This is a genomic window from Bacillus cereus group sp. RP43 (assembly GCF_040459645.1).
GTDB classification, from domain to species: Bacteria; Bacillota; Bacilli; order Bacillales; family Bacillaceae_G; genus Bacillus_A; species Bacillus_A mycoides_C.
Genome location: NZ_JARVHQ010000001.1, coordinates 2,824,668 through 2,848,904, shown reverse-complemented (window position 1 = coordinate 2,848,904; position 24,237 = coordinate 2,824,668). Strand labels below are relative to the sequence as shown.

The window sequence follows — 24,237 nt, the reverse complement described above, 5'->3', positions numbered from 1 at the left end:
ATGAAAGTGAAGGTACCTAATTCTAATACAGATATTAAGAATCTCTTAACGGTGTAAGATGTGTACAAAAATCAAGTGATATTTAATAAAGTATTTGAGGAATCTAGCTCTTATATTATGTACGTAACAATAAAGGACCAATGCTTTTTAGATAAAGCATTGGTCTTTTATTTAAGTTAGTCTTTGTTGAATAATTAATTGTGCTTTAGCAGTATTAGCGTAATTTAGCCATTCTATTGCCAAGTTTTGTTTTGAATCAAAATGGATTTCAATTACGTCTAAATGAGATATCTTTGTTTTGAATGGAACGGGAATGCCATTTAACTTTGCTTTGTTCAAGTTATGTGCAATTGTTGGAAATGCAGAGAAAGTAAAATCAATAATTGTAGCACCATCGGGTAAATAAATAGGGCGTAAATCTGTAGTGTAAGCAGTAATGGTATTCTCAAATAGTTCATACGATACTAAGTTATGAAAAATAATTGGATCTTTAGTTAATAAATTGTTATTCATTATTGTATCATTCATTATTTTATAAGAGATTGCTTGGATATCTGCAGTTCTATTATTCAATAAAGAAAAAATACCATTATCTCTTAATGTTTTCTCTGATTGTGTTTGAATGATAATTGATTGTTCAATATCATTTATATTGACTTTAGTTTTTAAATTGTTATTAAAATGAGTATTTTCAAGTGCTATATTGTCTTCGAAATATTGTGTAGTTGGTTTATATAATTGATGAACTATTCCAAGGATTTTATAACAATCTAGGACACTTATAGTGGTGATAAATATTTGTGAAACTCTTGATATGTTTTGTGCTTCTTGCAGTTGTGAGTAAGCAGAATAAATTGGGGTAAATTCATAACTTACTTCAAATGAAAGGTTCGTATCATAAAAAAAATTTATTCCTTTTCTTAAATCAGTTATGTTTTTTTGAATATGTGGCACATATTCCATTAAAAAATTATGTACTTTTTTATATCTCTCTTTATGTAGATATTGAAAAGATAGGTTTTCTAATTCATGTTGGATAGAATATAAACCTAATCGCTTTGCAAGTGGTGCAAAGAATGTTAATGTCTCGTTTGCATAAGCTACTTGTTTTGCAGGTTTTTTAACACTCAATGTTTTTATGTTATGAAGACGATCTATAACTTTAATAATGCCAACACGTATATCTTGTTGAGAAGCTAACAGCAACTTTTTAAAATTAATCGCTTCGTATAATGTCTTCTTTTGACCGTGTTGTTTTTTCACTTTTGTTAATCCATCAACAATGTAACTGACGGTCGTACCGAAAAGTAATTCTACTTTTTCGAGAGAATAAGTCGTATCTTCTACAACATCGTGTAATAACGCAGAAATCAAAGTTGTAACATCAGCTTTATAATCTAATAGTACCTCTGTAATAGCAAAAGGATGAATAATATATGCCTCCCCAGTTTGACGGTATTGACCATTATGCGCATGTTCAGCAAACTCTATAGCTTTTTTCATTAACTTTAGTTCATCAGATTGTAGATAAGTAGCCTTTTGTAATAATAATTCGCTCATATATATCCATCCCTTGAAGTTGTTTCTAACGAATAATTCTGTATAATATGATAAAGACCTTTTAGATTATTAATAAATATTAAAAAATTATTTATTAATTGAGATTAAACTATATTCGTATAGCCTTTCATACTTTAGATTGATGAAATATATGGAGAGGAATGGTAATTTTAAGTTACACCAATCGTAAAGGAGCGAATGACTATGACATATAGTGAAGTAATTAGAAAAGAAGTGCTTAGCTGGGAAGGTGTTTCTGAAAAGCCACACCGATTTGGTGGAGTAGAATTAAACTATGGCAAGAAAGAATTAGGGCATCTTCACGGGGATAAGTTAGCTGATTTACCATTTCCGAAACTAAAGCGAGATGAATTAATTAATCAAGGATCAGTTCAACCACACCATGTATTACCCGAATCAGGATGGATTAGTTATTTTATAAAGAGTGAAGAGGACATTCCGTTTGCTATTGAGTTATTTCGTATGCAATATGATCGGATTGCCAAAAATAAATAAAGTAGCTAACTTAATAATATATTTTTTTGTCACATCCTTCCTTCATCGTTCGTCTTGTATTTAGAACGATAAGGAGGGATTTTATTATGAAAAAGTTTGATGTAGCAATTGTTGGCGGGGGCCTTGCTGGGTTAACAGCATCTATATATTTAGCGAAAGAAAGAAGGAAGGAAAGTTGTTGTATTAGAAAAATCAAGCAAAAATTCGTTGTTCGGATGATGAAGTATTTAAAGTTAATGCAGTTGTCGTGACGATTCCACCGAAAGAAGCTTGTAAAATAATAAAAGGTGCAGAAGAAACAAGTTTGTATAGATGGAGTGAACAATCGATACCGGTTACCGTTGCTGTATTAGATATTGGTTTAAGACGCTTAACCAACCCTACACATCAATTTGCATTAGGGTTAGATCCAACCTATATTTTTCACGAATCCATCAAGAGCAGCCGAATTAAGTGAAGATGGGGAGATTTCAAACATTTATATGATGGTTAATCCAGAAAAACTTATGCATTTTAATAAAAGTATATAATATAAAGACGTACTTCAGAAGAAGTACGTCTTTATTCATTTATCTCGTTATTTGCGAGAAGTAAGATTTCATCCTCAAAACTAAGTGAGAGTATAGAGGTTAGTTGGGCGAACAAAGTTTTATTTTTCTAACATTTCAAGAGGTACATCCTTTTCGCCAGCTACCTCGAATTTAATTTCCCCGTCTTCTTCATAAATGCGTTTAATAATCGGTATAGTTATCATTAGTTTTTTATGCTGTTTACGTCTTCTAGCAGCATCTAAGTTAATCACGTTCATGTGTAAGCATCCTTTCTTACAGAAATATATAAACAAAAGAAAATGCGTCCAAAAAGGGCGCTTAGTTGAATTAGAAATACCGATTCATTTAAATGTAGATTATCTTATAATTGAAAACTGATTGTAAAATAATGTGAATTAAATAATTGCACGTAGAAATTAACTTTACCAAAAAACGAAACAATATGCTATAAAAAATTTTAATTCTTTGTCGTATAACAGGAAAAAGGTGTACATTTCGCATATAATGAAAAGTAGACGGGCATCATGTACTTTTTCATCATATTGCTTGGAAAGGCGATGGAGAAAATGAATACTCTAGATTCATTATTATTGCAACTTGAACAATATGGAGAAGAGCATGATCGACATAAAGAAAAAAGAGAAGAAAAATTAAGAAATATTTCTCGTGAAATGGGGCAGTTTTTATCAGTATTAGTAAAGGGGTGCAATGCAAAAAAAATTTTAGAAATTGGAACTTCAAATGGATATTCTACATTGTGGCTAGCAAATGCGGTAGAAGAAACAAATGGAAATGTTATAACTGTAGAATTTTCTTCAGAACGGGTTGGAGAGGCACTTGAAAATTTTGAAAGGGCAAATCTTACACAGAGAATCGATATTCATAATCAAGAGGCTGGGGCATTTTTAGATTCGCAAGTAGATCGTTCATTTGATTTTATTTTCCTAGATTCAGAGCGCACGCAATACATGTGGTGGTGGGAACATATAAAACGTATTTTAGAGCCAAAAGGTTTTCTTGTAATTGATAATGCAACTTCTCATGCGGGGGAATTAGCTGGATTTATAAAGATGATTGAAGAAGACGTTACGTTTGAAACCGTGTTATTAGCTTTTCAAAAGGGAGCATTTGTTGCGCGGAAGAATAATTAGAAGTGGACCTAATATAATTATCACATTGAAAGATAGCATATGTCAAAAGATAGAGCATTGTATGAATTTAAGAAGGTAACTAAATGGAACTTCAAATTAATATTCAGTGGTGATAAGTAAGGTAAGCTGTGAAGAATCCGTCTTCAGTATGTTGTTCTCTAGGTCTTAAGTCTGAGGAAAATAATGTTGAGAACAGGTATACTTATACTAAGAAACAGGGAATGACTGCATAAGCAGGTATTTCTTGAAAAATCGATTTCAAACAAGCAAAATGTATATGAAATACGATATATTAGATGAAATAAAGTGCACATAAATTCGCACATATAAATAAAGGAGCGATTTTGTTGACTGAACTCGAGAAAAAAGAGCCTGTATCGATTGTGAAAGATAATAATGTAGAAGTAGTAGTTGATACAGTAATAAAAGATGCAGAACTTGAAGAACTGAATAAAGAAGCAGATCTATATGTACAAAAGTTAAATAGCGAGCAAAATACAGATTTATCAAAAGTATTGTCACAGCTTGGAGACTTAGGGGATAAAGAGCAGCAAGCGGCAGGACAAACGCTATCAGCTTTAAAACGACCTGTGACAGCGATGATGAATGGAAAGAATGAAGAAATTCCAAATACATTGTTAGAATTACGAAAAGTGGTATCAGAACTTGATCCAAACTCATTAAAAGCATCTGGTATGAAGAAACTTATGTTTAAAGTGTTCAAGAAAAATCCGCTTGAAAATTACGTGCATAAATATCAATCTATAGATAAGCAAATCGAGGAGATTATAAGATCACTTCTCATTGGACGTGATAACTTGCAAGAGGATACGGTTGGTCTTGAAATGTTAAAAGAGCAATCCCATGATAAAATTCACGCTCTTGATAAACAAGTATACTTAGGAAGAAAACTTGCAGGCATGCTTGAAGCCGAGAAACAAAACCCAGAACGTCAAAGGGATATTCCGTTAATAAATGATGCATTAGAAAAGATACTTGTACGTACACGTAATATGCAGCAAGCAAAAAGTGTATTATTACAATCTATCGCATCTGTAGACATCATTAAGAAAAATAATGAAAAGCTATCAGAGGCAATTCGTAATGCAATTACGATGACACAAAACGTTGTAACGGTTTCAGCTGCAATTCAGCTGGCATTAACAAATCAACGTAAAACAATTGATGCAGTTAATGCCACAAATGAAGCGATTGAATCAATGGTATTAAGCAATTCTCAAGCATTAAAACAAAATACAGAAGAAACAACAAAACTCCTAGAAAATCCTGCAATTAGCATGGATAAATTACGTGAATCATTCCAAAATGTATTCGCTGCTATTGAAGCATCTGAGAAATCTTCAGAGCGTATTATTGAGTCTAGTAAGAAGTTTGTAATTGAACTTGACACATTTAATGATGAGATGAAGCAGAAACTCATTCAGCGTCCAAGGAAATAACAGATCATTAGAGGAGGTGAAAAAATGAGTTTCATTCAAGGAGTATTATTACTATTAGGGTCATTACTTTTAATCGCATTTACTGTCGTTGTTTTAGTTGTATACTTCGGACGTAAACTTTATTTTTCATGGACGAAACCATATAAGAGAGCGCAAGATTCCATTGAAAAATTATCGAACAAATCAACACCGTTTTTACAAGAATTTACGCAGCACCCACTCTTTTATCGCTGGATTCGTACAGAAGGGAAAAAAGAACAAAATGCATTAAATACTCTTTTCTGTACATCAGGCCAACGTACGAGAGAGCAAGTTTTCTCAATGTTACCGAAAGAAAAGCAGAAAAAAGTGCATGTGATGGCAAAAACAACGAAAAAGCTTACGAATGAAGATATTGATATCGCAACAATGAAAGTGAAAGATTTCTTGAGACAAGAATCACAGCAAACAGTAAAACCGACAGACCTATCGTTTTATAAATTGTATTTCTATGATCGATATCCAGATGCACTAAATACAATTCAAGCATATAAACGCTCGATTAATCCTTCACTACAAAGAACGGTTGATGACATTACAATTTCAGTATTAAATGCACTTCCGTACTATCAAGAACAACGCATGTTTGAACAACAACATAAACTTGAAACGTTCTTAATGAAAGATTTAACAGCGATGTTATCATTAGTGGTACAATTACCACCATCACAACGTCCTGAAAAAGAAGAAGAACTAAAAATATACTTGCAAAATTTCCAAAAGGAAATGGAAGTAGTAGAGCGTGATATTCGTGACTCCATTGATCACGATTTGAATGTGAAGATGAGAGCAGCGACAGAGAAGTTTAAGAACAAATAGAAGAGACCGCCTTAAAAGTTGAGTATTTCGACTTTAAGGCGGTTTTTTTAATATAAGGGATTCTATTATTATTTTGCTTTAATAGTTGCTTTACTAGAAGAAATACTCTCATTATGAAGTCGATCTAAAGCAGTCACCACATACGTATAAGTCTCCCCAGGTAAAGCCGTCTTATCTACAAAAATTTCTGCCGATGGTTTCTTCCTAACAGTAGTAAGTAAATTCTTCGGATCTTGAATATCAACTACATTCTTTCCATTCACACGGTATATCGCATAATAAGCAGCGTCATTATCTCTATCATCAATTATGCCTAAAGCAATACCTTCATCTCTTGGAATGGCACCTTTTAAAGTAGGTTGTTTTGGCGGATCATGATCAAGCCAAGGCATAGGTGGGATTAATGCAGGATGCTTATATATGTCTTTTGAGAGCCTATCCTTAACTCCTAGTGGATTGTTATTAATATCTTTTAAGCTAAAATGCATGCTACCTTTTATTTGAGGATATTGACGGTTTAAAGCGATTTGCTTTGGATATTCTTCTGGATCAGACCAAGCAGAGACAGAGTTGTTATTAATTTTATAGGCCGCTTGACCGATGTATAGGTGAATCGGTTTGTTATTTGTTTCTTTAACCCACCAATCTACTAATATGTCATATGCAGCTGGGGTGAAACCTATATTCCAATATATTTGAGGTGTAATGTAGTCAATATATCCTTTTTGTATCCACTCACGTGTGTCAGCATAAAGGTCATCATAGTTTCTTTGGCCTGCGGTTGTGTTAGAGCCAGTCGGATCGTCAACTATATTTCGCCATACGCCGAACGGACTAATGCCAAACTTTACGTATGATTTTTCTTGTTTTATAACAGTATTTAATTCTTTTACAAGTTCATTTACATTGTTACGTCGCCAATCTTCTATATTTGTAAATCTATCGTTATTATACATTTCGTACGTTTTCTGATCAGGAAATTCTTCGCCAACTACTTTATAAGGGTAAAAATAATCGTCCATATGAATTGCATCAACATCATAATTTTTTAAGATTTCTAAAGCGCCTTCCGTTATAAAGTTTTTCACATCTGGAATACCAGGGTTGTAATATAGCTTCCCGCCGTAAGGTACAACCCAATCGGGATGTTGTCTTGCAGGGTGATTGTTTGATAATCGATTTATATCAGTGTGATTCATCGTTATTCGGTATGGATTAATCCATGCGTGGAATTCTATATTTCTTTTATGTGCTTCTTCAATCATAAATGCGAGTGGATCATAACCAGGGTCTTTTCCTTGTGTACCTGTAATGTATTCAGACCAAGGGCCATATTTGGAAGGATAAAAAGAATCGGCAGTTGGTTTAATTTGTACGACAACTGCGTTCATACCGATGTTTTTAACATCATCTAATAGTTTCGTAAATTCTTGTTTTTGTTTTTCGATAGGTAAGTTAGTTTTTGAGGGCCAATCAATGTTGAGAACAGATGCTATCCATACAGCGCGTAATTCATGTTTTTTGTAAGTAGTATTTACTTCAGCATAAGTAGAGTGAGGGGAAATGAAAGAGAAAGGAGTAAACAAGATGACGATACAGCACATCATTAATAAACGTTTCATAATCATTTATACGCCTCCCTATTATACGATTATTTAAAATAATATATGATGTGAGGTTGGCCCTGCAATTGAGACAAATAAATATTGAAACATTAATTTAATAGGAAAAATATTTTTAGTGAAATTTACTTTCAGTATAACTAAATCGTTTCATTTCTTCATATGCTTGTGAGTAAAGTGAAACTTTCTTTCATTTGAAGGAAACAATTTATAAGTATAGGAGGATTCAATAATGAAAGTTTTATTCGTTTGTTCTGGAGGAATGTCCAGCGCAATTGTTGTAAACGCTTTAAAAAAAGAAGCGGAGAAAAAAGGTGTGCACATGGAAGTGCATGCAATTGGAACGAATGAGGTAGAGGAAGAAGTAAAGAATGGCTGGGATGTTGTAATGGTTGCACCTCAAGTAAGACACAGATTTGAGTCTGTAAAAAAATTTGCAGAACAGGAATCCATTCCGTGCGGTATTATTCCGCCGCACGCATACACGCCGCTTGGTGGACCGACTTTATTAAAAACTGTAAATGAATTAATTAGTTAGGGGGAAGCGTTATGAATAAGTTTGTCACGTTTCTTGATAAAAACTTATCTGGACCGATGGCAAGGCTTTCTGAACAGAGGCATTTACAAGCAATCCGTGATGGAGTTATTTCGGCGTTACCATTTATTATCGTAGGGAGTTTCTTTTTAATAGTAGCATTTCCACCATTACCGAAAGATAGTTTCATATCAGTATGGGCATTAAAAAATCAAACAAGTATATTAATACCATATCGGTTAACGATGTTTATTATGTCTTTATATATAGCATTTGGAATAGGATATAATTTAGCGAAAAGTTATAAGCTAGATGCTTTATCAGGAGCGCAGCTTGCGGTATGTTCACTGCTATTAACGTTAACCCCTGAATTAATTGATAAAAAAGGATTTATGCTTCCGATGACAAATCTCGGAGGTCATGGATTATTCGTGACGATGATTGTTTCTATTTTATCCGTAGAGATTTTAAGGTTTTGTAAGACGAAAAATGTAATGATTAAAATGCCAGAACAAGTACCGCCATCTGTATCGCGTTCATTTGAAGCACTTATACCTGCTGCATTCGTTATTATTATAATGAGTTTAGTAACTGTCGTTTTTAGCATTGATTTACACCATGTTGTTGATAAATTAGCAGCACCGTTAGTAAAAGCTGGTGATAGTTATTTCGGTGTAATCATTCCAGTGTTTTTAATTACATTTTTTTGGTCATTCGGAATCCATGGTGTGTCGGTTGTTGGAACTGTTGCTCGGCCATTATGGGAAGTATACTTAGGGAAAAATGGTGAAGCAGTTGCTAGTGGAGCAGATCAGTTGCCATTCATATCACCAGAGCCGTTATATCAATGGTTTATATGGATTGGTGGTTCTGGTGCGACGTTAGGTCTTGTATTAGCTATGATTGTATTTGGTCGATCAAAATATTCGAAAGCATTATCAAGAACTTGTATTGTTCCGGGTATTTTTAATATTAATGAACCTGTTATTTTCGGATTACCGATTGTACTAAATCCAATTTTAATTATCCCATTTATCATTACACCACTCGTAACAGCAACTGTTGCATATTCAGCAACTGTGATGGGATTTGTAACGCCAACACATATTATGCCGCCGTGGACATTACCAGCTCCAATTGGCGCATATTTAGCTACAGGTGGAGATTGGCGTGCAGTTGTATTAGTTTTTATAAATATAGCAATATCATTCCTTATTTACCTACCATTCTTTAAAATGTATGACAAAAATATGCTTGAAATTGAAAAGAATGGTGAAGGGGAATCTGTTAGTCCTTAAGTTTTATACTGTTATTTTGAGTGATAGACTTTTTGTCTATCACTTCTTTCATATTAAATCGAGAGAGGTGAAATGGAATGAATATAAAATTTAGTTATAAAGGTGTATTTATATTATTGTTTGGAGTAATATGTGCGAATTTACTCTTAGTACCTTTATTAAGAATGCTAAATCTACCACAAATGCATAGTATATGGATCGTTACAAGCATTGCGGCAAGTGTTTTGCTTACGATCGTTGTTTCTTTCATTGATGGCACATTTGTATCGAAAGTCCAGTTGTTTATTAGATTTATATTGTTTTCTGTAGGTTGTACGTTGTTTACTTACATAATTGTTTTTTAGTGAATAGGGGGCATGCATTTTATGTATATTGCAGGGATAATGTCCGGTACATCGTTAGATGGAATAGATGTAGCGCTCGTTCATATAGAAGGGAACGGTGTAGATTCTAAGGTCGAACTCATCCATTTTAATACTGTTCCATTTTGCAATGATATAAAAAATGAGATACAACATGCATTATCAATAGAGAATTCAAATGTGCAACTAATATGTAGTTTAAATTTCAAACTTGGTTTATGTTTCGCCAATGCTGTAAAGGAAGTTTGTAAACAGGCTGATTTGTCGCTAAAACAATTAAGTTTAATAGGTTCTCACGGACAAACGATTTATCATCAACCAGCACCAGAAGGTAATATTATTTCTTCAACATTTCAAATTGGGGAACCAGCAGTTATAGCGTATGAAACGAATACAACGGTTATCTCTAACTTTCGAACGATGGATATGGCAGCAGGGGGACAAGGTGCACCACTTGTACCATATTCAGAGATCATTTTATACCAGCATCAAACTAAAAATAGGCTAATGCAAAATATTGGCGGGATTGGTAATGTTACAGTGATTCCAAGTAAACGAAGTAATAAGAGTGTAATTGCTTTTGATACCGGCCCAGGGAACATGGTAATCGATGAAGTATGTCAAAGATTCTTTCATTTACCATATGATCAAAATGGTGGAATTGCAAAACAGGGAGTAGTTGTAGATGAAATGTTGACATACTGCATGAACCATCCATTTTTGAAAATGAATCCACCAAAATCAACAGGTAGAGAACAGTTTGGAATAGAATTTGTGAACGAATTATTGAAGCAGTTTGAAAAACATAGTAACGAAAATATATTGACGACTGTCACGATGTTTACAGCAAGTTCAATTGTTCATCATTATAAGGAGTTCATTTTTCCATTATATGAAATCGATGAGATAATTTTAGGTGGTGGGGGAAGTTATAATGAGACACTTATCAAAATGATACGGAATGGATTGAAAGAAGAAAAATGTGAAATCTTTATCCAAGAAGATATAGGCTATTCTTCAGCAGCGAAAGAAGCAATCGCATTTGCAGTTTTAGCAAACGAAACGTACCATTGTAATCCGAGTAATGTGCCGAGTGCTACAGGTGCGAAGAAATCTGTTGTTTTAGGGAATATAACTTTACATCCGATAAGAAGATGAAAGTGGGGCAAGTAAATGAAGTATATGATTGGAGTAGATGGCGGTGGAACGAAGACAGAAGCAATTGCTTTTGATCAAGACGGAAACGAAGTTGTAAGAGGTACGAGTAGCTTTGGAAATATAATAATAGATTTTGAAGAAGCAATTTTGCATATTATGGAAGCGATCGATCAATGCCAGAAAGGTTTAATAAATGGGAACTGCGTTTGTATTTGTTTAGGATTAGCGGGTATAAGTGGGGCAAATACAAACGAATTAACATTACGTTTAAAAAAGAAGTATGGAACACAAATTGAAATTTTTAATGACGCTATCATTGCACATGCGGCTGCTTTAAAAGGTAAGGATGGAATATTAACTATAGGTGGTACAGGTGCCATTTGTATAGGAAAGAAAGGCAAAGTGTACGAGTATAGTGGTGGATGGGGACATATTTTAGGAGATGAGGGAAGCGGTTATTGGATTGCTTTACAAGCTTTAAAGAGAATGTCATTACAATTCGATCAAGGAGTTAGCCTTTCTCCATTAAGCTTGAATATTCAAAGGCAGTTTCAACTTTTGACACCGTCTCATATAAGAAGCATAGTATATACTTCTTCAAAAGATAAAGTTGCAGCAATCGCACCATTAATTATTCAGGAAGCGAGAAATGGGAATGATGATGCACATGAAATTATGATGCAAGCTGGTAAGGAATTAGCGAGAATTACAGTAGATGTTTATAATAAGATGCAATTTAAGCTTTCAACTCCAATTGCAGTAAGTGGCGGCATATTGCGTTTAGTTCCTGAAATATATACTGAATTTAAGAAATGCTGTGAAGAAAGGATTGAAGAACTTACATTTGTATCACGATCAGAAATGGCAGTGAAAGGAACATATTATTTAATGAAGGATTTATATTTTAAAGTGTAAATAGCTGAATGAGAATTTTTGTATGATTTGTAAAAATATGATGTTAAAATATATAAAGGGATGTTGATAAAAAAGTACAATATACATAGTCATTGAATATTGTATAAGTATTCCCATGTAGAAAGTGAATGATTACATGATTAATAGTATGCAGTTGTTGTATGTAGTGGCTTCTTATTTGTTTGGAAACATATTGACCGCTTATATAGTAACAAAATGGAGACATAACGTTGATATTCGTGATGAAGGAAGCGGAAATCCTGGTGCAAGAAATATGGGGCGAGTATATGGAAAAGGGTATTTTGTCGCTACATTTATAGGTGATGCGATCAAAGGTGCAATTGTAGTTTATATAGCAAAATACCTTTTTGAAGATGCTACATTCGTAATGCTGGCATTATTGGCTGTTATCATTGGACATATTTATCCAATTTTGTTTAAAGGCAAGGGCGGAAAAGGTATTTCAACATTTATTGGAGGATTAATCGCATTTGATTATTTGATAGCGCTTACTCTAATAGGTATTTTTATTGTATTTTATGTAATATTTAAAGGGTTTACTAAGCCAGGGTTAATTACAATCGCTTGTTTACCAATTTGCATGATTTTTTATTCTTACTCTAGTGTTACGACTATTTTAAGTGTACTTATTATTCTACTTATTCTATATGTAAATCGAGAATAAAGTGAACTTTTAATAAGTGGAGTAATCTCCACTTATTATATTTTTTAAATAGATAGTGAGCGATAATTAGAGAGATAAAGGGGATAGGACATGGGGTTAATTTATATAGTTGCTGATCAAACTTGGGAATTTGAAAGCATACATAAATTGAACTATAAAACATTTGTAGAAGAGATTCCGCAGCATGAAGAAACGAAAAACCGTTTTCGTATAGATCGATTTCATGAAGAAAATACATATTTAATTTGTTTAGATGGTGGGAAATTAGTTGGTATGGTCGCGGTGCGGGGAAAACGACCCTTCTCATTAGATTATAAAATTTCAAATTTAGATTTTTATTTACAAGAGCATGGAGAAAAAGTATATGAAATTCGGTTGCTCTCAGTAGAAAGTGAATATCGAAATGGAAGAGCGCTATTAGGCTTAATTCGCTTTTTACATCGTTATTTACTTCTAAATGGATATGAATTAGCCCTCATTTCAGCCACAACACGTGAGCTTCCTTTATATGAACAAATGGGATTCAAACCTTTCTATACGTTAGTTGGTACAGAAGCAGCAGCTTTCCAGCCAATGTATGTTACACCTGCTATGTTTGAAGAGTCGAGTGTTGGGGGGATTATGACGAAAGAATATACGTTTTTACCTGGCCCAGTAGACATCGAAGAGAATGTCCAAAAGGCATTTTCTACTAAGCCTATTTCCCATCGCTCTAAGTCATTTCAAGTGACGATGGAAAATGTAAAAAAACGATTACTTCAAATAACGAAAGCAAAACGTGTACAACTTATGTTAGGAACAGGAACGTTAGCGAATGATGCAATTGCTTTACAGTTACGTTCATTAAAAGGTAAAGGACTAGTTTTAGCGAACGGGGAATTCGGTAATAGATTAATTGAGCAGGCAAAACGTGCATATTTAAATTTTGATACGTATAAAAAAGAAATGGGAGAGCCGTTTATTTATACAGAATTAGAAAAAATAATGGCAACTGGAAATTATGAATGGCTTTGGTTTGTTCACCATGAAACATCAACTGGAATGTTAAATAATTTAGAAGAACTAAACATTCTTTGTAAAAAGTATCAAATGAAACTATGTGTAGATTGTATAAGCTCAATCGGAGCAATACCAATAAATTTGAAGGATGTATATTTTGCAAGTGGTGTAAGCGGAAAAGCGATTAAATCATTTACAGGATTATCTTTCGTTTTTCATAATCACATGATAGAGAAAAACGAAGCAATACCTGCGTATATAGATATTGGTATGTATGAAATGAATGATAGTATTCCATACTCCCATTCATGGAATTTAATTTATGCACTGCAAGAAGCATTGAAGCAATTTGAAGATGAAGAGGCATTTGAAAAAATAAAAGAGGCGTATGCTTATATTGAGCAAGCTATTACTACTATGGGTTTAAAGCTTGTTTCACCTAAAGATCATGCCGCTCAAATTGTTCTTACCATTCAATTAAACGAAGGGCAGTCTTCTAAGGCAGTAGGCGATGCATTAGCATTACAAGGATATATTGTTCATTATGAATCAGCATATTTACAAAAGAATAACTGGATTCAAATAGCATGTCTGAATCACTATAAAGAACGTGATATGAAGAGGATGTTGAATTGTTTGCAGATGTGTGTGTTAAAGAAAGTTCTTTTAACGTAAATGCTTGTATATTTATTATATAATTTCTACAAGGCTATGAGTCACACTTGCTAAGTGTATAGAAGTGCATTTTTTGACAAGAGTTTAAAAGAGAGCGAAAGCTCTCTTTTAAACTTACTTAAATGAATTACCCACAGATTGGAATACCGAGAACTCTCAAAGCTAGTGCTACTTGAAGAGTAATTTCCAATCTAGCAATTTCGATGCCAGCAACTGTGAGTACTAAAAAAGGTTGGCCGTTTACGAACACAATACAACTTTCCATATATACGCCTCCTTTCTAGTGATCTACTACAGTATATGAATGAAACTATAATACGTTATAGTCGGATTTATGAATTTTATAAAAATAATAGATTTACCCTATGTTTACGAAACAAATGGAGTTTCATAGTGTTAATAATTTAATTGTTAGACAAGGAAGCATCTATAATAAGATGTTTTTTATTATATTTACGTTTCAGCGTGACAATAAATAAAGTTAATCAATGACGAATTGAGAGGGAAATATATTGATAAATATTTGTATGAGGTAAACTAAGAAGGTTTTAGAAAAACGAAAAGGAATTTTTATACTTGTAACATAAAAATTCTAGGGGGATGTTAATATGGAAAAAACTATGATGGTAGAAACAACAAACATGATGATGTCTATGGAAAAAATGATGTGTGAAATGAAGTGTATGAAAATGATGATGAATAACATGATGCAAATGGATGTAGAAATGGATAAGGCAATGATGGTGAAAATGAATGAATGTGATGAAATGATGAAGACTACTATGTCTATGATGAAAGCGATGAAAGAGAAATGTTGTTGAAGTAGCAAAGTATAGCGTAAAATGATGATGAGCTTGTAAATTTAAATTAGTAAAGAGCCTGTTTTAGTTGGTAAATTAAAATAGGCTCTTTTAACTATTGTTCAAAAATAAATTGAGTTGACAAAAAAGAACTAAAAGATTATTTTAGTTCTTTTTTCTGTATTAACACTGTTCAAATCATTTGTTTAAAAGCTATAGATGATGGTTAGGCAGTGAGCAAAGACAAGTAAGAGCCTATCTTTCTTCGTTAAATGTGTGCTGAAGTAAATAATGACTCCATTTTTATTTTACTCTTTTCTCTAATTTCAGCATCAGCATGTCGCATAACATATTTATGCGCCACAGCGATTGCTAAAACATCATCTAATAAGCCAATCCCAATAATAGCAGCTATATCTGGAATGAAATCGATTGTTAATACGTAATAGGATAAAGCGGCTAATATAATGAGTTTCGCTTTAGTAGGTAACTCTTTCTTTTTCATTGTATAAAATAAAATAATACTTTCATATACGCTGGATTTACCGAGGTTTACTGAGCTTTTTTTGAATTTTTTCCAAAGTGTCTGTTTCTCCATATAAACACTCCTTTTACAAAAACATAGATTTTTTAAAAGGATGGACAAAAAAGTGAGAAAATAATCAATTTATTATTTTTTCTTACTTGTATATTTCCATAAGAAATAGGAAAGTACCTGTTCAAAAAAATGTGTACTATATAAAATAATAAAAATCCTAGCTTTCCTATGCCGGAAAGCTAGGATTTTCAATTCATAGATTCTGCGATTTGAATCAAATCATGAGCATGGTATTTTCCTTTTATATATAGTTTTTTACCAATTGCAATTGTATATTGAAAACCATTCTTCTGAAAGATAAGCTCATATGCTAAATCAAAATGAGGATTATATAATGCTTTTATATTATTTTTTAAACTGTAGAACTTAGCTCCCCTATGTACATATAGGCCTAATTTGTTTTGAACTGGTGAAACAGTGATTTTTAAAATCCCATTAAAATCTTCATTGTAGTATTGGAGATCTAAGTAATCGTTATAGATGTAACCTTGAAATTCGTGAATTTCGAACGGGAATTTTGTAGGAGTAAGTATATGTTCCTTACACTTCATTTCATATTCTTTTACAATAGTAGCTTCTTTCATAAATGGATTGGTTCCATTATAAATTTGATTAATTCGAGATATTTTATTACTTTTTGTTACTATTTCTAAAATGAAACCGATAGTACTTACATCATCAGTGTCTTTGAAATAAGAAATAAGAATTGTAGTGTCCTCTTTTGGAGATGGTACTACTTTAATTTCATGAATAGGTTTATCTTTTGGGAAAGTAGGTAGTTTAATCCCTTCTGTTACATATGACTGCATTAATTTTTTATCATTTTTAAGTAAAGCGTGTTTGAATTTACTTATTATATCGGTTTGAGATTTCGCCATAATAATTGAGGTAGATTGAAAATATAGTAAGAAAAATATGCAAAAAGTCTTTATGAATGTAGTGGTCAATTTTATCACCCTGTAACTATATTTCCGTAACATTGAAATATATATGTATAGGAGGGGAGAAGATGAGTTTATTGTTTGATGTAATTGCAGATATCATTTTATTTTTTCCTCGAAATGATATGAAATTAAAGCATCATATTGCCAAATTAAGCGAATTTGAGTGGTTTCGAAGGTTGCACGAAGATACAAAGTATACAAGACTAATTTGGAGTAATAGAAAAATTAAAAGGTTCATTTTGTCTTCTACTAACATGGAAGCATTAATAAATTCCGAGAAAAAACAAAAAGAATTTGTCCACCTAGTACACGATGAATATAAAAAAAGAAGATAAGAATTTTTTTATTTTTCATATTTGGCGAAACAAATGGTACAATGAAAGCTAATGTGAAAAATAAGGAAAAGAAGTGGTCTATTTGAAAAACTTTTTAGAATTAGGAATTAGTGAAACTTTTAATCATACATTACGTGAAAATGGAATTACAGAAGCAACACCGATTCAGGAAAAAGCAATTCCTGTTATTATGTCAGGTAAAGATATTATTGGGCAAGCGAAAACAGGAACGGGTAAAACATTAGCATTCGTGTTACCGATTTTAGAAAAAATCGATCCAGAGTGTAGTGATGTTCAGGCTTTAATTGTTGCACCAACAAGGGAACTAGCACTGCAAATTACAACTGAAATTAAAAAAATGCTTGTTCAAAGAGAAGATATTAATGTACTAGCGATTTATGGCGGACAAGATGTAGCACAACAATTGAGAAAATTAAAAGGTAATACACATATTGTTGTAGCGACACCAGGACGATTATTAGATCATATACGACGTGAAACAATTGATTTAAGTAATCTTTCAACGATTGTACTAGATGAAGCGGATCAAATGCTTTATTTCGGTTTCTTATATGATATTGAAGATATTTTAGATGAGACACCTGACAGTAAACAAACGATGTTATTCTCAGCAACGATGCCAAAAGATATTAAAAAACTAGCGAAGCGTTATATGGAAGAGCCGCAAATGATTCAAATACAAAGTGAAGAAGTAACGGTAGATACAATTGAGCAGCGTGTCATTGAGACGACAGATCGTGCAAAGCCAGATGCACTTCGTTTTGTTATGGATCGTGATCAGCCATTTTTAGCAGTTATTTTCTGTCGTACAAAGGTTAGAGCAAGTAAGCTTTATGATGATTTAAAGGGATTTGGTTATAATTGTGCTGAACTTCATGGTGATATACCTCAAGCGAAACGTGAAAGAGTCATGAAGAGTTTCCGCGAAGCTAAAATTCAGTACTTAATTGCGACTGATGTAGCAGCTCGTGGACTGGATGTAGATGGTGTCACTCACGTATTTAACTATGATATTCCTGAAGATGTAGAAAGCTATATTCACCGTATTGGCCGAACAGGACGTGCAGGTGGATCAGGTCTTGCAATTACGTTTGTTGCAGCGAAAGATGAAAGATATTTAGAAGAAATTGAAAAAACGCTTGGTGCACCACTGCAAAGAGAAATAATTGAACAACCGAAGATAAAACATGTAGATGAAAATGGAAAACCACAAAAAAAACAATTTGATAAACCGAAGAAGACAGGACAATATCGTCAAAGAGATAGCCGTGAAGGTTCAAGAAGTGGTTCAAGAAATGATTCAAGAAATAGTTCGAGAAATGATAACAACCGATCATTTAATAAGCCAAGTAATAAGAACAATAGTGCAAAGCAAGGTCAGCAAAGACGTGGCCGTTAAATCTTAAAATAGTAATCGGGATAAAGAGGTTTGTTATTATTTGTTGATAAGTTGATAAATAATAACAATCACCGATAAAATTTCAGATATGATTGTAAATCATTTTATTTATTAGATAGACAAAAAAGAGTCGCGAAAAATTGCGGCTCTTTTTTGTTCTTTATTTTGAAATTAGTATATACACGATAAGTTCGATTTATGAAGCAATTTAATTTCATTTACCGTAATAAAAATAATTTTAAACATTTATTAAGAAAATAAAAAGTGTTTGCGGAGCTCCTTTATTAATGGGGAGCTTTTCTTTTGTTTAAACTCTCTGGTGTGTTATTGTAAAAATATTATGAATTTTTAACAGGAGGCGTTTTGATGAAAAGTGAAACGTTACATACACAAGAAGATATTTTGAAGATGATGGATTCTTTATTAAGACCCGCAGTACCATTTTGGAATGAATTTTACACGAATAGAGAAAAGGATGTTCCTTTTTTTGCAAATGTTCCAGATGAGAATTTAGTTTCATATATACAAAAAGAATGGATTTCAAAAGGGAAAGTGTTAGAGCTTGGATGTGGTCCAGGAAGAAATGCAATTTATTTAGCGAAACAAAGGTTTGATGTAATAGCCGTAGATTTGTCTATAGAAGGAATTAATTGGGCCAAAGAGAGGGCGTTAGAAAACGGAATAGAAATACAATTTGTTTGTGAATCGATTTTTAATTTGGATTTTCAAGATGAATATGATTTTGTATATGATTCCGGTTGCTTGCATCACATTCCACCACATAGAAGAATCAATTATGTCGATCTAGTTAAAAACTCATTAAAATCGGGTGGTTATTTCGGATTAACATGTTTTGCAGCAGGTGATTTGAATGAGCGAAATGGATCGGAAATAACGGACTGGGATGTGTATAGAGGATGGAGTTTGCAAGGTGGTCTTGCATATTCAGAAGAAAAGTTAAGAGAGATATTTAAAGAGTTTGAAGTAATTGAAATTAGAAAAATGAAGCAAATTGAACAACCAAATAATATGTTTGGAGAATCATTTCTTTGGACAGCATTATTTAAGAAGAAATAAAACATAGATAATTGACAAACTCATCGTTTTTGTAGACAATACACTTATAAGAATGTACGTTCGGTTTTATTGTCCGATGTATGTTTTGCATAAATACATAACAAGGGGATGTTTCTAAATGAGTAACATAAATCAAAAAATCACTACGTTTTTAATGTTTGAGGGAAAAGCTGAAGAAGCGATGAATTTTTACACGTCGCTATTTGATCAATCAGAAATTGTAAACATCTCTCGTTACGATGAAAAGGGACCTGGTAAAGAGGGAACTGTAATACATGCAACATTCACGTTAAATGGCCAAGAATTCATGTGTATCGATAGTTATGTAAAGCATGATTTTACATTCACTCCATCTATGTCTCTTTATGTAACTTGTGATACGGAAGAGGAAATCGAAACAGTTTTTAATAAACTAGCACAAGATGGAAAAGTTCTTATGCCTTTAGGTTCATATCCGTTTAGTAAAAAGTTTGGCTGGTTAAATGATAAGTATGGCGTATCTTGGCAGTTAACGCTTGCTGGAGATGAATAATTAAAATAATATGGTGACATTAACGTCATAAAAAAAGGGATGATTCAAGACTAATATGTATCATCCCTTTTATTTTTTGTTTTACAAACGTCACTGGTTTTTAAAGAACGTTTCATTATAATAACTAAAGAAGAAAGACCATCGTTATTCAATAAGATTATAATAGATTTAGCTACCTGTTGTATTTATAACAACTTTAGGTTTTTATATAATATAAAACTGCTAATTTAATTTTTTAGCTTATCTAGTAATTGAATTCATTAACTGGAAGAAGTATTCAGGCTTATAAGTCTTATTTAGGTTATACCATGAATGTAACGTATCTGGTGCAAATACATCAATTTTTTTCAATACTTCCATTGCAAATTCCAGAGGAGCTACTCCTGATGCAGTAATCAAATTTTCATCACATACTGCAGGTTCCATCTTATAAAGTTGTTCTCCTTTATAATTAGGACAAACCATTTTAATATATTCTAAATCATTGCTTGTATGTTTTCTAGAATCTAGGTATCCAAAATTCGCTAACCCCTCAGTTGCACCACAAATGGCAGCAACAATAGTGCCGAGTTTTAACGCTTCACCAATTTTTTTTAAGATAGGGTGATGAATGCTTTCTCCCCAAGTAGTCCCTCCTGGTAAAACTAAAAGATCGTTACTCTCAAGAGTACATTCATCAAGGGAAATATCTGGCTTTATGCTCAGTCCTCCCATCGTAGTAATAATTTCATTATTAGCTCCTACTGTAACTACCTTTAAAGGGGCTAACTCTTTTTTGAAATATCTTCCTGAGTTTAGTTCTGCAATTAAATGTCCATATTCCCAGTCTGACATCGTATTAAATACATAAAGATAAACTTTTTTTGTTTGCATACAATAACACTCCAATCACAATTGAGTTTTTTAAAAAAATATTAATAAATAAATTTTACAATATTTATCATTTGAATTTAACCTATTTCCTTAAGAAATCTGTAAAAAGTAATTTGGATACTTTATTTGAAGGTATGGTTTACGAATTAAACAACCTTCAAAAAATATAATAGTTGAAATTTGTTGGTTTTAGAATGAAGAAATTAGGCTCAATATACCAACTTAATTATTCATAATTGAGTTGTGGTATAATTTACATACAGGGGGAAAATAGATGACACAACATAAAGAAGAGCAAATGAATGAGGCATTAGCATTATTTTACTTTGCATATAAAACTTTCACAGAAAAACCAGATGAAATAATAAAAGAATATAGTATACAGCGTGTACATCATAGAATTTTGTTTTTTATCGCTCGTTTTCCAGGGCTTAGTGTAAATGAGCTGCTATCACTTTTAGAAATAAGTAAACAAGCTCTTCACGGACCGTTGCGCCAACTGTTAGATAAAGGACTTATTGAGAGTAATGAAGCTGCACATGATCGTCGTGTGAAACAGCTGTCTTTAACAGAAGACGGAACAGACTTAGAGAAAAAACTGAGCGATGTTCAAAGAGAGCAAATGGGAGCTATTTTCTCAAAGTTTGGAGAATCATGTGAAGAAAGTTGGCATCAAGTTATGAATGAAATGGCAAATAGCCGTTCAGGATTTGATGCATGGACGTCTAAGCGTGAAATACCAGTAGAATAAAAGATAGAAATAGTATCTTGTTTTGTAGTTTGAAAAATTATAAATTTTTATCTGTATATTTGGCAACTATGGATAAAAAATTCACATTACCAAAAACTTTATATGTGTACGTATTGAAATTTTAAAATTCATATTTCCGAGAGGGGAATTATAATGATAAAACTTGTACTCATTCGTCACGGACAAAGTTTGTGGAATCTTGAAAATCGATTTACAGGATGGACAGATGTAGATTTATCAAAGAATGGATTGAGTGAAGCGAGAGAAGCAGGAACAATATTAAAAAAGAATGGATATACGTTTGATGTTGCGTATACATCAGTATTAAAACGAGCAATTCGGACATTATGGATTGTACTTCATGAAATGGATCTCACTTGGGTCCCAATACATAAATCTTGGAAGCTAAATGAAAGACATTATGGTGCGCTACAAGGATTAAATAAAGATGAAACCGCAAAAAAATATGGAGATGAAAAAGTTCATATTTGGAGAAGAAGTATAGATGTGAGACCGCCTGCACTTACTGAAGATGATCCCCGATATGAAGCGAATGATCCGAGATACACAACGTTAAAAAAAGGCGAGTTCCCATTGACTGAATGTTTAGAGGATACGGAGAAAAGAGTAGTTGATTATTGGCATGCAGAAATCGCACCGGCATTAAAGAATGGTGAAAAAGTAATGATATCATCACACGGTAACACAATTCGCTCACTAGTGAAATATTTAGACAACCTTTCAAATGATGGTGTTGTTTCATTAAATATTCCAACTAGCATTCCGCTTGTTTATGAATTAGACGAAAATTTACGTCCAATTCGTCATTATTATTTAAGTATGGACGGAGAAGTACCTGAAGGGGAAATTCCGAAACATATTTCTTTTTAACATGAAAATTTGAAACGCATGCTTGTCTACATATACAATGTAGATTCATGATAAAGTGAAACTTTAATCAGTGGGGGGATTCATCCCCCCACTGGTTATTAGTTGAACCAATCGGGCTTTTATGGGCAGTTGATCCCCCATCAAACTTCCTTGCTTTCTCTGAATTTTGAGGTGGGGTCTTACTGCCCGTTAATGCGGGGTAAAAGACGTGGCACCTTCTAATGTATATGCGATATTGCTAAATTTAGAAGCTTGTCCACGTCTTTTGTCATAAAGAGAGCTGCTTGTGCATGTAATGATATCGTGAGTAGTTTTTGAATGGAGGGTGATGTTATTGGTGATCTCTAACATTCGAATCGGCTTATTTATTTTAGCAATCGTTTTTCTAGTACTTGTTTTCTTTTATTGGAAAAACGAAGAGTTGTACGAGGAGAAGAAGCAACGTATTAGGAAGACTTGGTATGGGTTGTTTATAATATCAGTCACCGTGTATTTCATGATAAAAGGAATTGATTTAACCCTCTGGAAAAATCTTTTAATGTTCACTGCAATGGTTATTTTTGTTGATATCGCATTTATTTTAACACCAAATATTTCAGAAATATGGGGAGCGAAATTTAGTGATATTGGTAAGACTGTCCAATCGATAAAACGATCATTAATTGCTTCTAAAGCAAGAGGAGAAATTTACACAACAATTATTCAAAATGTCAATCCAGCAGCATTCGGTACGATGGAATGGCATACGGAAGAGGAATATACAAAGAGCTTAAACGTATTTTTAGATTCATATGGGGAAAAGATTGGGGCGAAAATAGTTGTATTTGAAGCGGCAAAGGAATTAAATACAAACTTTCGTGGTATTCGCTCTCAATTTAGTATTATTGTTCCATTAGAACACATTGAACAATTGAATGAGCAGAAAGCAGTGCAAGTAGAAAATGTCGGTATTATACCAGCAAAAATAGTGAGTGATGTTTTCATTGTTATTGACGGGAAGAAAAATAATCTTCAAGATCGGGATTTTGAAAATGTATATAATTTAACAATACATCATAGTTATTTTAGTAAATAAGGACAGGATTTTTTTCTGTCCTTTTCACTTATACATAAAGGTAAAGCGAATTTAGACAAACTTGTATAAAATTGGACAATCATTCCTACACTAGCACGTAGAGGTGATTGTAGTGATAAAAGATAATGACAATGATTTTTTTAAAGAAGATAATGAAGATACAACAGATTTCTCTTTAATAAAAGGAGATACTTTGCAGCAAGTAGAAAAATTAGAAGATGAATTAAAAAGAAAATGATACGTGTACACCCTATCTGCATTTGCTATATAATATAAATAAAAGATTGTATCTTTTTGAAAAGGGGGAGAAGAGATGGCAGAAGTAAATGTACAAAAGTCTTCGTTTTTTAAAGAAAAAAAAGAAGAACCCAATACAGATTTCTCTCTTGTGAAAGGTGCATTAACGGAAAATATAAATCGGTTAGAGAAATTAATGAATAATAGTACTTCAAAATATATGAGAGCAAAAAAAGAGAAAGAAAATGCATAGTGCATTTTCTTTCTCTTTTTATATGCAATTTAAATGTTTAACGAGCAGATATTAAAGTATGAAATTGAAAGTGAAAATAATGAATCATGGTATAATGATAAAAGAC

The 24,237-nt window shown here is 32.7% G+C and carries 29 protein-coding genes and 1 pseudogene; 23 read left to right on the top strand and 7 right to left on the bottom strand.

What is annotated here, in order from left to right:
• Nucleotides 1–171 precede the first annotated feature (171 nt).
• Nucleotides 172–1,560 carry an HD domain-containing protein gene (locus QCI75_RS14930; RefSeq protein WP_144507060.1) on the bottom strand — a complete coding sequence of 463 codons (1,389 nt, stop codon included), beginning with the start codon at nt 1,558–1,560 and terminating at the stop codon, nt 172–174.
• Between the two features lie 204 nt (nt 1,561–1,764).
• Between QCI75_RS14930 and QCI75_RS14925 the strand changes: the two genes are divergently transcribed.
• The 3 genes and pseudogenes from QCI75_RS14925 to QCI75_RS14915 all read left to right on the top strand — a co-directional run.
• On the top strand, nt 1,765–2,076 hold the full coding sequence (locus tag QCI75_RS14925; RefSeq protein WP_144507059.1) for a luciferase domain-containing protein: 312 nt from the start codon (nt 1,765–1,767) through the stop codon (nt 2,074–2,076).
• A gap of 86 nt (nt 2,077–2,162) precedes the next feature.
• Nucleotides 2,163–2,327, top strand: coding sequence for an FAD-binding protein (locus tag QCI75_RS14920; protein WP_235676374.1), 165 nt, complete (start codon nt 2,163–2,165; stop codon nt 2,325–2,327).
• A pseudogene (locus tag QCI75_RS14915) lies at nt 2,279–2,546 on the top strand (dehydrogenase); the annotation flags it as partial. The gene QCI75_RS14920 and the pseudogene QCI75_RS14915, both read left to right, overlap by 49 nt.
• A 179-nt stretch (nt 2,547–2,725) precedes the next feature.
• On the opposite strand, the gene QCI75_RS14910 reads toward QCI75_RS14915, so the two are convergent.
• Nucleotides 2,726–2,884, bottom strand: a complete 159-nt coding sequence (locus QCI75_RS14910) for a hypothetical protein (protein WP_002085567.1) — start codon at nt 2,882–2,884, stop codon at nt 2,726–2,728.
• Nucleotides 2,885–3,184: 300 nt separating this feature from the next.
• Between QCI75_RS14910 and QCI75_RS14905 the strand changes: the two genes are divergently transcribed.
• The 3 genes from QCI75_RS14905 to QCI75_RS14895 all read left to right on the top strand — a co-directional run bounded on the left by QCI75_RS14905 (nt 3,185) and on the right by QCI75_RS14895 (nt 6,096).
• Entirely contained in the window at nt 3,185–3,778 is a 594-nt protein-coding gene (locus QCI75_RS14905) for an O-methyltransferase (protein ID WP_144507067.1), read from the top strand.
• A gap of 347 nt (nt 3,779–4,125) precedes the next feature.
• Entirely contained in the window at nt 4,126–5,238 is a 1,113-nt protein-coding gene (locus tag QCI75_RS14900) for a toxic anion resistance protein (RefSeq protein WP_144507058.1), read from the top strand.
• Nucleotides 5,239–5,262: 24 nt separating this feature from the next.
• On the top strand, nt 5,263–6,096 hold the full coding sequence (locus tag QCI75_RS14895) for a DUF3974 domain-containing protein (protein ID WP_070128382.1): 834 nt from the start codon (nt 5,263–5,265) through the stop codon (nt 6,094–6,096).
• 68 nt (nt 6,097–6,164) lie between these two features.
• Here QCI75_RS14895 and QCI75_RS14890 read toward each other — a convergent pair whose 3' ends face one another.
• Nucleotides 6,165–7,724, bottom strand: coding sequence for a glycoside hydrolase family 10-like protein (locus QCI75_RS14890; protein ID WP_353760759.1), 1,560 nt, complete (start codon nt 7,722–7,724; stop codon nt 6,165–6,167).
• Between the two features lie 226 nt (nt 7,725–7,950).
• On the opposite strand from QCI75_RS14890, the gene QCI75_RS14885 reads away from it, so the two are divergent.
• The 7 genes from QCI75_RS14885 to QCI75_RS14855 all read left to right on the top strand — a co-directional run bounded on the left by QCI75_RS14885 (nt 7,951) and on the right by QCI75_RS14855 (nt 14,345).
• The gene (locus tag QCI75_RS14885) at nt 7,951–8,256 is read left to right on the top strand and encodes a PTS sugar transporter subunit IIB (RefSeq protein ID WP_144507056.1); all 306 of its coding nucleotides are present in this window, start codon (nt 7,951–7,953) and stop codon (nt 8,254–8,256) included.
• An 11-nt stretch (nt 8,257–8,267) separates the two neighbouring features.
• Nucleotides 8,268–9,551: a PTS sugar transporter subunit IIC gene (locus QCI75_RS14880; protein WP_144507055.1), complete on the top strand. Its 1,284-nt coding sequence runs from the start codon at nt 8,268–8,270 to the stop codon at nt 9,549–9,551.
• Nucleotides 9,552–9,628: 77 nt separating this feature from the next.
• Nucleotides 9,629–9,895: a hypothetical protein gene (locus tag QCI75_RS14875; protein ID WP_085311091.1), complete on the top strand. Its 267-nt coding sequence runs from the start codon at nt 9,629–9,631 to the stop codon at nt 9,893–9,895.
• Nucleotides 9,896–9,916: 21 nt separating this feature from the next.
• Entirely contained in the window at nt 9,917–11,071 is a 1,155-nt protein-coding gene (anmK, locus tag QCI75_RS14870) for an anhydro-N-acetylmuramic acid kinase AnmK (RefSeq protein ID WP_353760758.1), read from the top strand.
• 15 nt (nt 11,072–11,086) lie between these two features.
• Nucleotides 11,087–11,986, top strand: coding sequence for a BadF/BadG/BcrA/BcrD ATPase family protein (locus tag QCI75_RS14865; protein ID WP_144507053.1), 900 nt, complete (start codon nt 11,087–11,089; stop codon nt 11,984–11,986).
• Nucleotides 11,987–12,122: 136 nt separating this feature from the next.
• Complete coding sequence (plsY, locus tag QCI75_RS14860; protein WP_144507052.1) at nt 12,123–12,671, top strand: glycerol-3-phosphate 1-O-acyltransferase PlsY; 549 nt, start codon at nt 12,123–12,125, stop codon at nt 12,669–12,671.
• Between the two features lie 90 nt (nt 12,672–12,761).
• Nucleotides 12,762–14,345 (top strand): aminotransferase class V-fold PLP-dependent enzyme, encoded by a 1,584-nt coding sequence (locus QCI75_RS14855; protein ID WP_353760757.1) that lies wholly within the window; start codon nt 12,762–12,764, stop codon nt 14,343–14,345.
• Between the two features lie 127 nt (nt 14,346–14,472).
• On the opposite strand, the gene QCI75_RS14850 is transcribed toward QCI75_RS14855, so the two are convergent.
• Nucleotides 14,473–14,610: a DUF3956 domain-containing protein gene (locus QCI75_RS14850; RefSeq protein WP_002127410.1), complete on the bottom strand. Its 138-nt coding sequence runs from the start codon at nt 14,608–14,610 to the stop codon at nt 14,473–14,475.
• A gap of 343 nt (nt 14,611–14,953) precedes the next feature.
• Here QCI75_RS14850 and QCI75_RS14845 point away from each other — a divergent pair, with 343 nt between their 5' ends.
• A complete protein-coding gene (locus QCI75_RS14845; RefSeq protein WP_000416118.1) occupies nt 14,954–15,166 on the top strand; it encodes a hypothetical protein in 213 nt (70 codons plus the stop codon).
• A 247-nt stretch (nt 15,167–15,413) separates the two neighbouring features.
• Here the strand turns inward: QCI75_RS14845 and QCI75_RS14840 are convergent, their stop codons facing one another.
• On the bottom strand, nt 15,414–15,743 hold the full coding sequence (locus tag QCI75_RS14840) for a YkvA family protein (RefSeq protein WP_002035120.1): 330 nt from the start codon (nt 15,741–15,743) through the stop codon (nt 15,414–15,416).
• Nucleotides 15,744–15,931: 188 nt separating this feature from the next.
• Nucleotides 15,932–16,723: a hypothetical protein gene (locus tag QCI75_RS14835; RefSeq protein ID WP_144508670.1), complete on the bottom strand. Its 792-nt coding sequence runs from the start codon at nt 16,721–16,723 to the stop codon at nt 15,932–15,934.
• A gap of 29 nt (nt 16,724–16,752) precedes the next feature.
• Here QCI75_RS14835 and QCI75_RS14830 point away from each other — a divergent pair, with 29 nt between their 5' ends.
• From QCI75_RS14830 to QCI75_RS14815, 4 genes are all read left to right on the top strand, one after another.
• Nucleotides 16,753–17,022 (top strand): hypothetical protein, encoded by a 270-nt coding sequence (locus QCI75_RS14830; RefSeq protein ID WP_016087861.1) that lies wholly within the window; start codon nt 16,753–16,755, stop codon nt 17,020–17,022.
• A 73-nt stretch (nt 17,023–17,095) separates the two neighbouring features.
• Nucleotides 17,096–18,442, top strand: coding sequence for a DEAD/DEAH box helicase (locus tag QCI75_RS14825; protein ID WP_353760756.1), 1,347 nt, complete (start codon nt 17,096–17,098; stop codon nt 18,440–18,442).
• A gap of 366 nt (nt 18,443–18,808) precedes the next feature.
• The gene (locus QCI75_RS14820; protein WP_144508668.1) at nt 18,809–19,519 is read left to right on the top strand and encodes a class I SAM-dependent methyltransferase; all 711 of its coding nucleotides are present in this window, start codon (nt 18,809–18,811) and stop codon (nt 19,517–19,519) included.
• Between the two features lie 118 nt (nt 19,520–19,637).
• Entirely contained in the window at nt 19,638–20,051 is a 414-nt protein-coding gene (locus QCI75_RS14815; RefSeq protein WP_144508667.1) for a VOC family protein, read from the top strand.
• Nucleotides 20,052–20,291: 240 nt separating this feature from the next.
• Here QCI75_RS14815 and QCI75_RS14810 read toward each other — a convergent pair whose 3' ends face one another.
• Complete coding sequence (locus tag QCI75_RS14810; protein WP_002017047.1) at nt 20,292–20,924, bottom strand: type 1 glutamine amidotransferase family protein; 633 nt, start codon at nt 20,922–20,924, stop codon at nt 20,292–20,294.
• A gap of 274 nt (nt 20,925–21,198) precedes the next feature.
• On the opposite strand from QCI75_RS14810, the gene QCI75_RS14805 reads away from it, so the two are divergent.
• The 5 genes from QCI75_RS14805 to spoIISB all read left to right on the top strand — a co-directional run bounded on the left by QCI75_RS14805 (nt 21,199) and on the right by spoIISB (nt 24,131).
• Complete coding sequence (locus QCI75_RS14805) at nt 21,199–21,675, top strand: MarR family winged helix-turn-helix transcriptional regulator (protein ID WP_353760755.1); 477 nt, start codon at nt 21,199–21,201, stop codon at nt 21,673–21,675.
• A 153-nt stretch (nt 21,676–21,828) separates the two neighbouring features.
• On the top strand, nt 21,829–22,566 hold the full coding sequence (gpmA, locus tag QCI75_RS14800) for a 2,3-diphosphoglycerate-dependent phosphoglycerate mutase (RefSeq protein ID WP_144508624.1): 738 nt from the start codon (nt 21,829–21,831) through the stop codon (nt 22,564–22,566).
• Nucleotides 22,567–22,903: 337 nt separating this feature from the next.
• Nucleotides 22,904–23,641 carry a type II toxin-antitoxin system SpoIISA family toxin gene (locus QCI75_RS14795; RefSeq protein ID WP_144508625.1) on the top strand — a complete coding sequence of 246 codons (738 nt, stop codon included), beginning with the start codon at nt 22,904–22,906 and terminating at the stop codon, nt 23,639–23,641.
• Between the two features lie 112 nt (nt 23,642–23,753).
• Nucleotides 23,754–23,879 carry a D-alanyl-D-alanine carboxypeptidase gene (locus tag QCI75_RS14790; protein WP_144508623.1) on the top strand — a complete coding sequence of 42 codons (126 nt, stop codon included), beginning with the start codon at nt 23,754–23,756 and terminating at the stop codon, nt 23,877–23,879.
• Nucleotides 23,880–23,954: 75 nt separating this feature from the next.
• The gene (gene spoIISB, locus QCI75_RS14785; RefSeq protein WP_044791796.1) at nt 23,955–24,131 is read left to right on the top strand and encodes a stage II sporulation protein SB; all 177 of its coding nucleotides are present in this window, start codon (nt 23,955–23,957) and stop codon (nt 24,129–24,131) included.
• Nucleotides 24,132–24,237 lie beyond the last annotated feature (106 nt).

Bases quoted from the DNA above. Each gene is read 5' to 3' on its own strand.
- QCI75_RS14815 (WP_144508667.1), top strand. From the start codon at position 19,638: ATGAGTAACATAAATCAAAAAATCACTACGTTTTTAATGTTTGAGGGA.
- QCI75_RS14885 (WP_144507056.1), top strand. From the start codon at position 7,951: ATGAAAGTTTTATTCGTTTGTTCTGGAGGAATGTCCAGCGCAATTGTT.
- QCI75_RS14850 (WP_002127410.1), bottom strand. From the start codon at position 14,610: ATGGAAAGTTGTATTGTGTTCGTAAACGGCCAACCTTTTTTAGTACTC.
- QCI75_RS14895 (WP_070128382.1), top strand. From the start codon at position 5,263: ATGAGTTTCATTCAAGGAGTATTATTACTATTAGGGTCATTACTTTTA.
- QCI75_RS14880 (WP_144507055.1), top strand. From the start codon at position 8,268: ATGAATAAGTTTGTCACGTTTCTTGATAAAAACTTATCTGGACCGATG.
- QCI75_RS14930 (WP_144507060.1), bottom strand. From the start codon at position 1,560: ATGAGCGAATTATTATTACAAAAGGCTACTTATCTACAATCTGATGAA.
- QCI75_RS14875 (WP_085311091.1), top strand. From the start codon at position 9,629: ATGAATATAAAATTTAGTTATAAAGGTGTATTTATATTATTGTTTGGA.
- spoIISB (WP_044791796.1), top strand. From the start codon at position 23,955: ATGGCAGAAGTAAATGTACAAAAGTCTTCGTTTTTTAAAGAAAAAAAA.
- QCI75_RS14910 (WP_002085567.1), bottom strand. From the start codon at position 2,884: ATGAACGTGATTAACTTAGATGCTGCTAGAAGACGTAAACAGCATAAA.
- QCI75_RS14890 (WP_353760759.1), bottom strand. From the start codon at position 7,724: ATGATTATGAAACGTTTATTAATGATGTGCTGTATCGTCATCTTGTTT.
- QCI75_RS14925 (WP_144507059.1), top strand. From the start codon at position 1,765: ATGACATATAGTGAAGTAATTAGAAAAGAAGTGCTTAGCTGGGAAGGT.
- QCI75_RS14840 (WP_002035120.1), bottom strand. From the start codon at position 15,743: ATGGAGAAACAGACACTTTGGAAAAAATTCAAAAAAAGCTCAGTAAAC.
- QCI75_RS14905 (WP_144507067.1), top strand. From the start codon at position 3,185: ATGGAGAAAATGAATACTCTAGATTCATTATTATTGCAACTTGAACAA.
- QCI75_RS14830 (WP_016087861.1), top strand. From the start codon at position 16,753: ATGAGTTTATTGTTTGATGTAATTGCAGATATCATTTTATTTTTTCCT.
- QCI75_RS14845 (WP_000416118.1), top strand. From the start codon at position 14,954: ATGGAAAAAACTATGATGGTAGAAACAACAAACATGATGATGTCTATG.
- QCI75_RS14865 (WP_144507053.1), top strand. From the start codon at position 11,087: ATGAAGTATATGATTGGAGTAGATGGCGGTGGAACGAAGACAGAAGCA.
- QCI75_RS14855 (WP_353760757.1), top strand. From the start codon at position 12,762: ATGGGGTTAATTTATATAGTTGCTGATCAAACTTGGGAATTTGAAAGC.
- anmK (WP_353760758.1), top strand. From the start codon at position 9,917: ATGTATATTGCAGGGATAATGTCCGGTACATCGTTAGATGGAATAGAT.
- QCI75_RS14805 (WP_353760755.1), top strand. From the start codon at position 21,199: ATGACACAACATAAAGAAGAGCAAATGAATGAGGCATTAGCATTATTT.
- QCI75_RS14820 (WP_144508668.1), top strand. From the start codon at position 18,809: ATGAAAAGTGAAACGTTACATACACAAGAAGATATTTTGAAGATGATG.
- QCI75_RS14810 (WP_002017047.1), bottom strand. From the start codon at position 20,924: ATGCAAACAAAAAAAGTTTATCTTTATGTATTTAATACGATGTCAGAC.
- plsY (WP_144507052.1), top strand. From the start codon at position 12,123: ATGATTAATAGTATGCAGTTGTTGTATGTAGTGGCTTCTTATTTGTTT.
- gpmA (WP_144508624.1), top strand. From the start codon at position 21,829: ATGATAAAACTTGTACTCATTCGTCACGGACAAAGTTTGTGGAATCTT.
- QCI75_RS14920 (WP_235676374.1), top strand. From the start codon at position 2,163: ATGAAAAAGTTTGATGTAGCAATTGTTGGCGGGGGCCTTGCTGGGTTA.
- QCI75_RS14835 (WP_144508670.1), bottom strand. From the start codon at position 16,723: ATGTTACGGAAATATAGTTACAGGGTGATAAAATTGACCACTACATTC.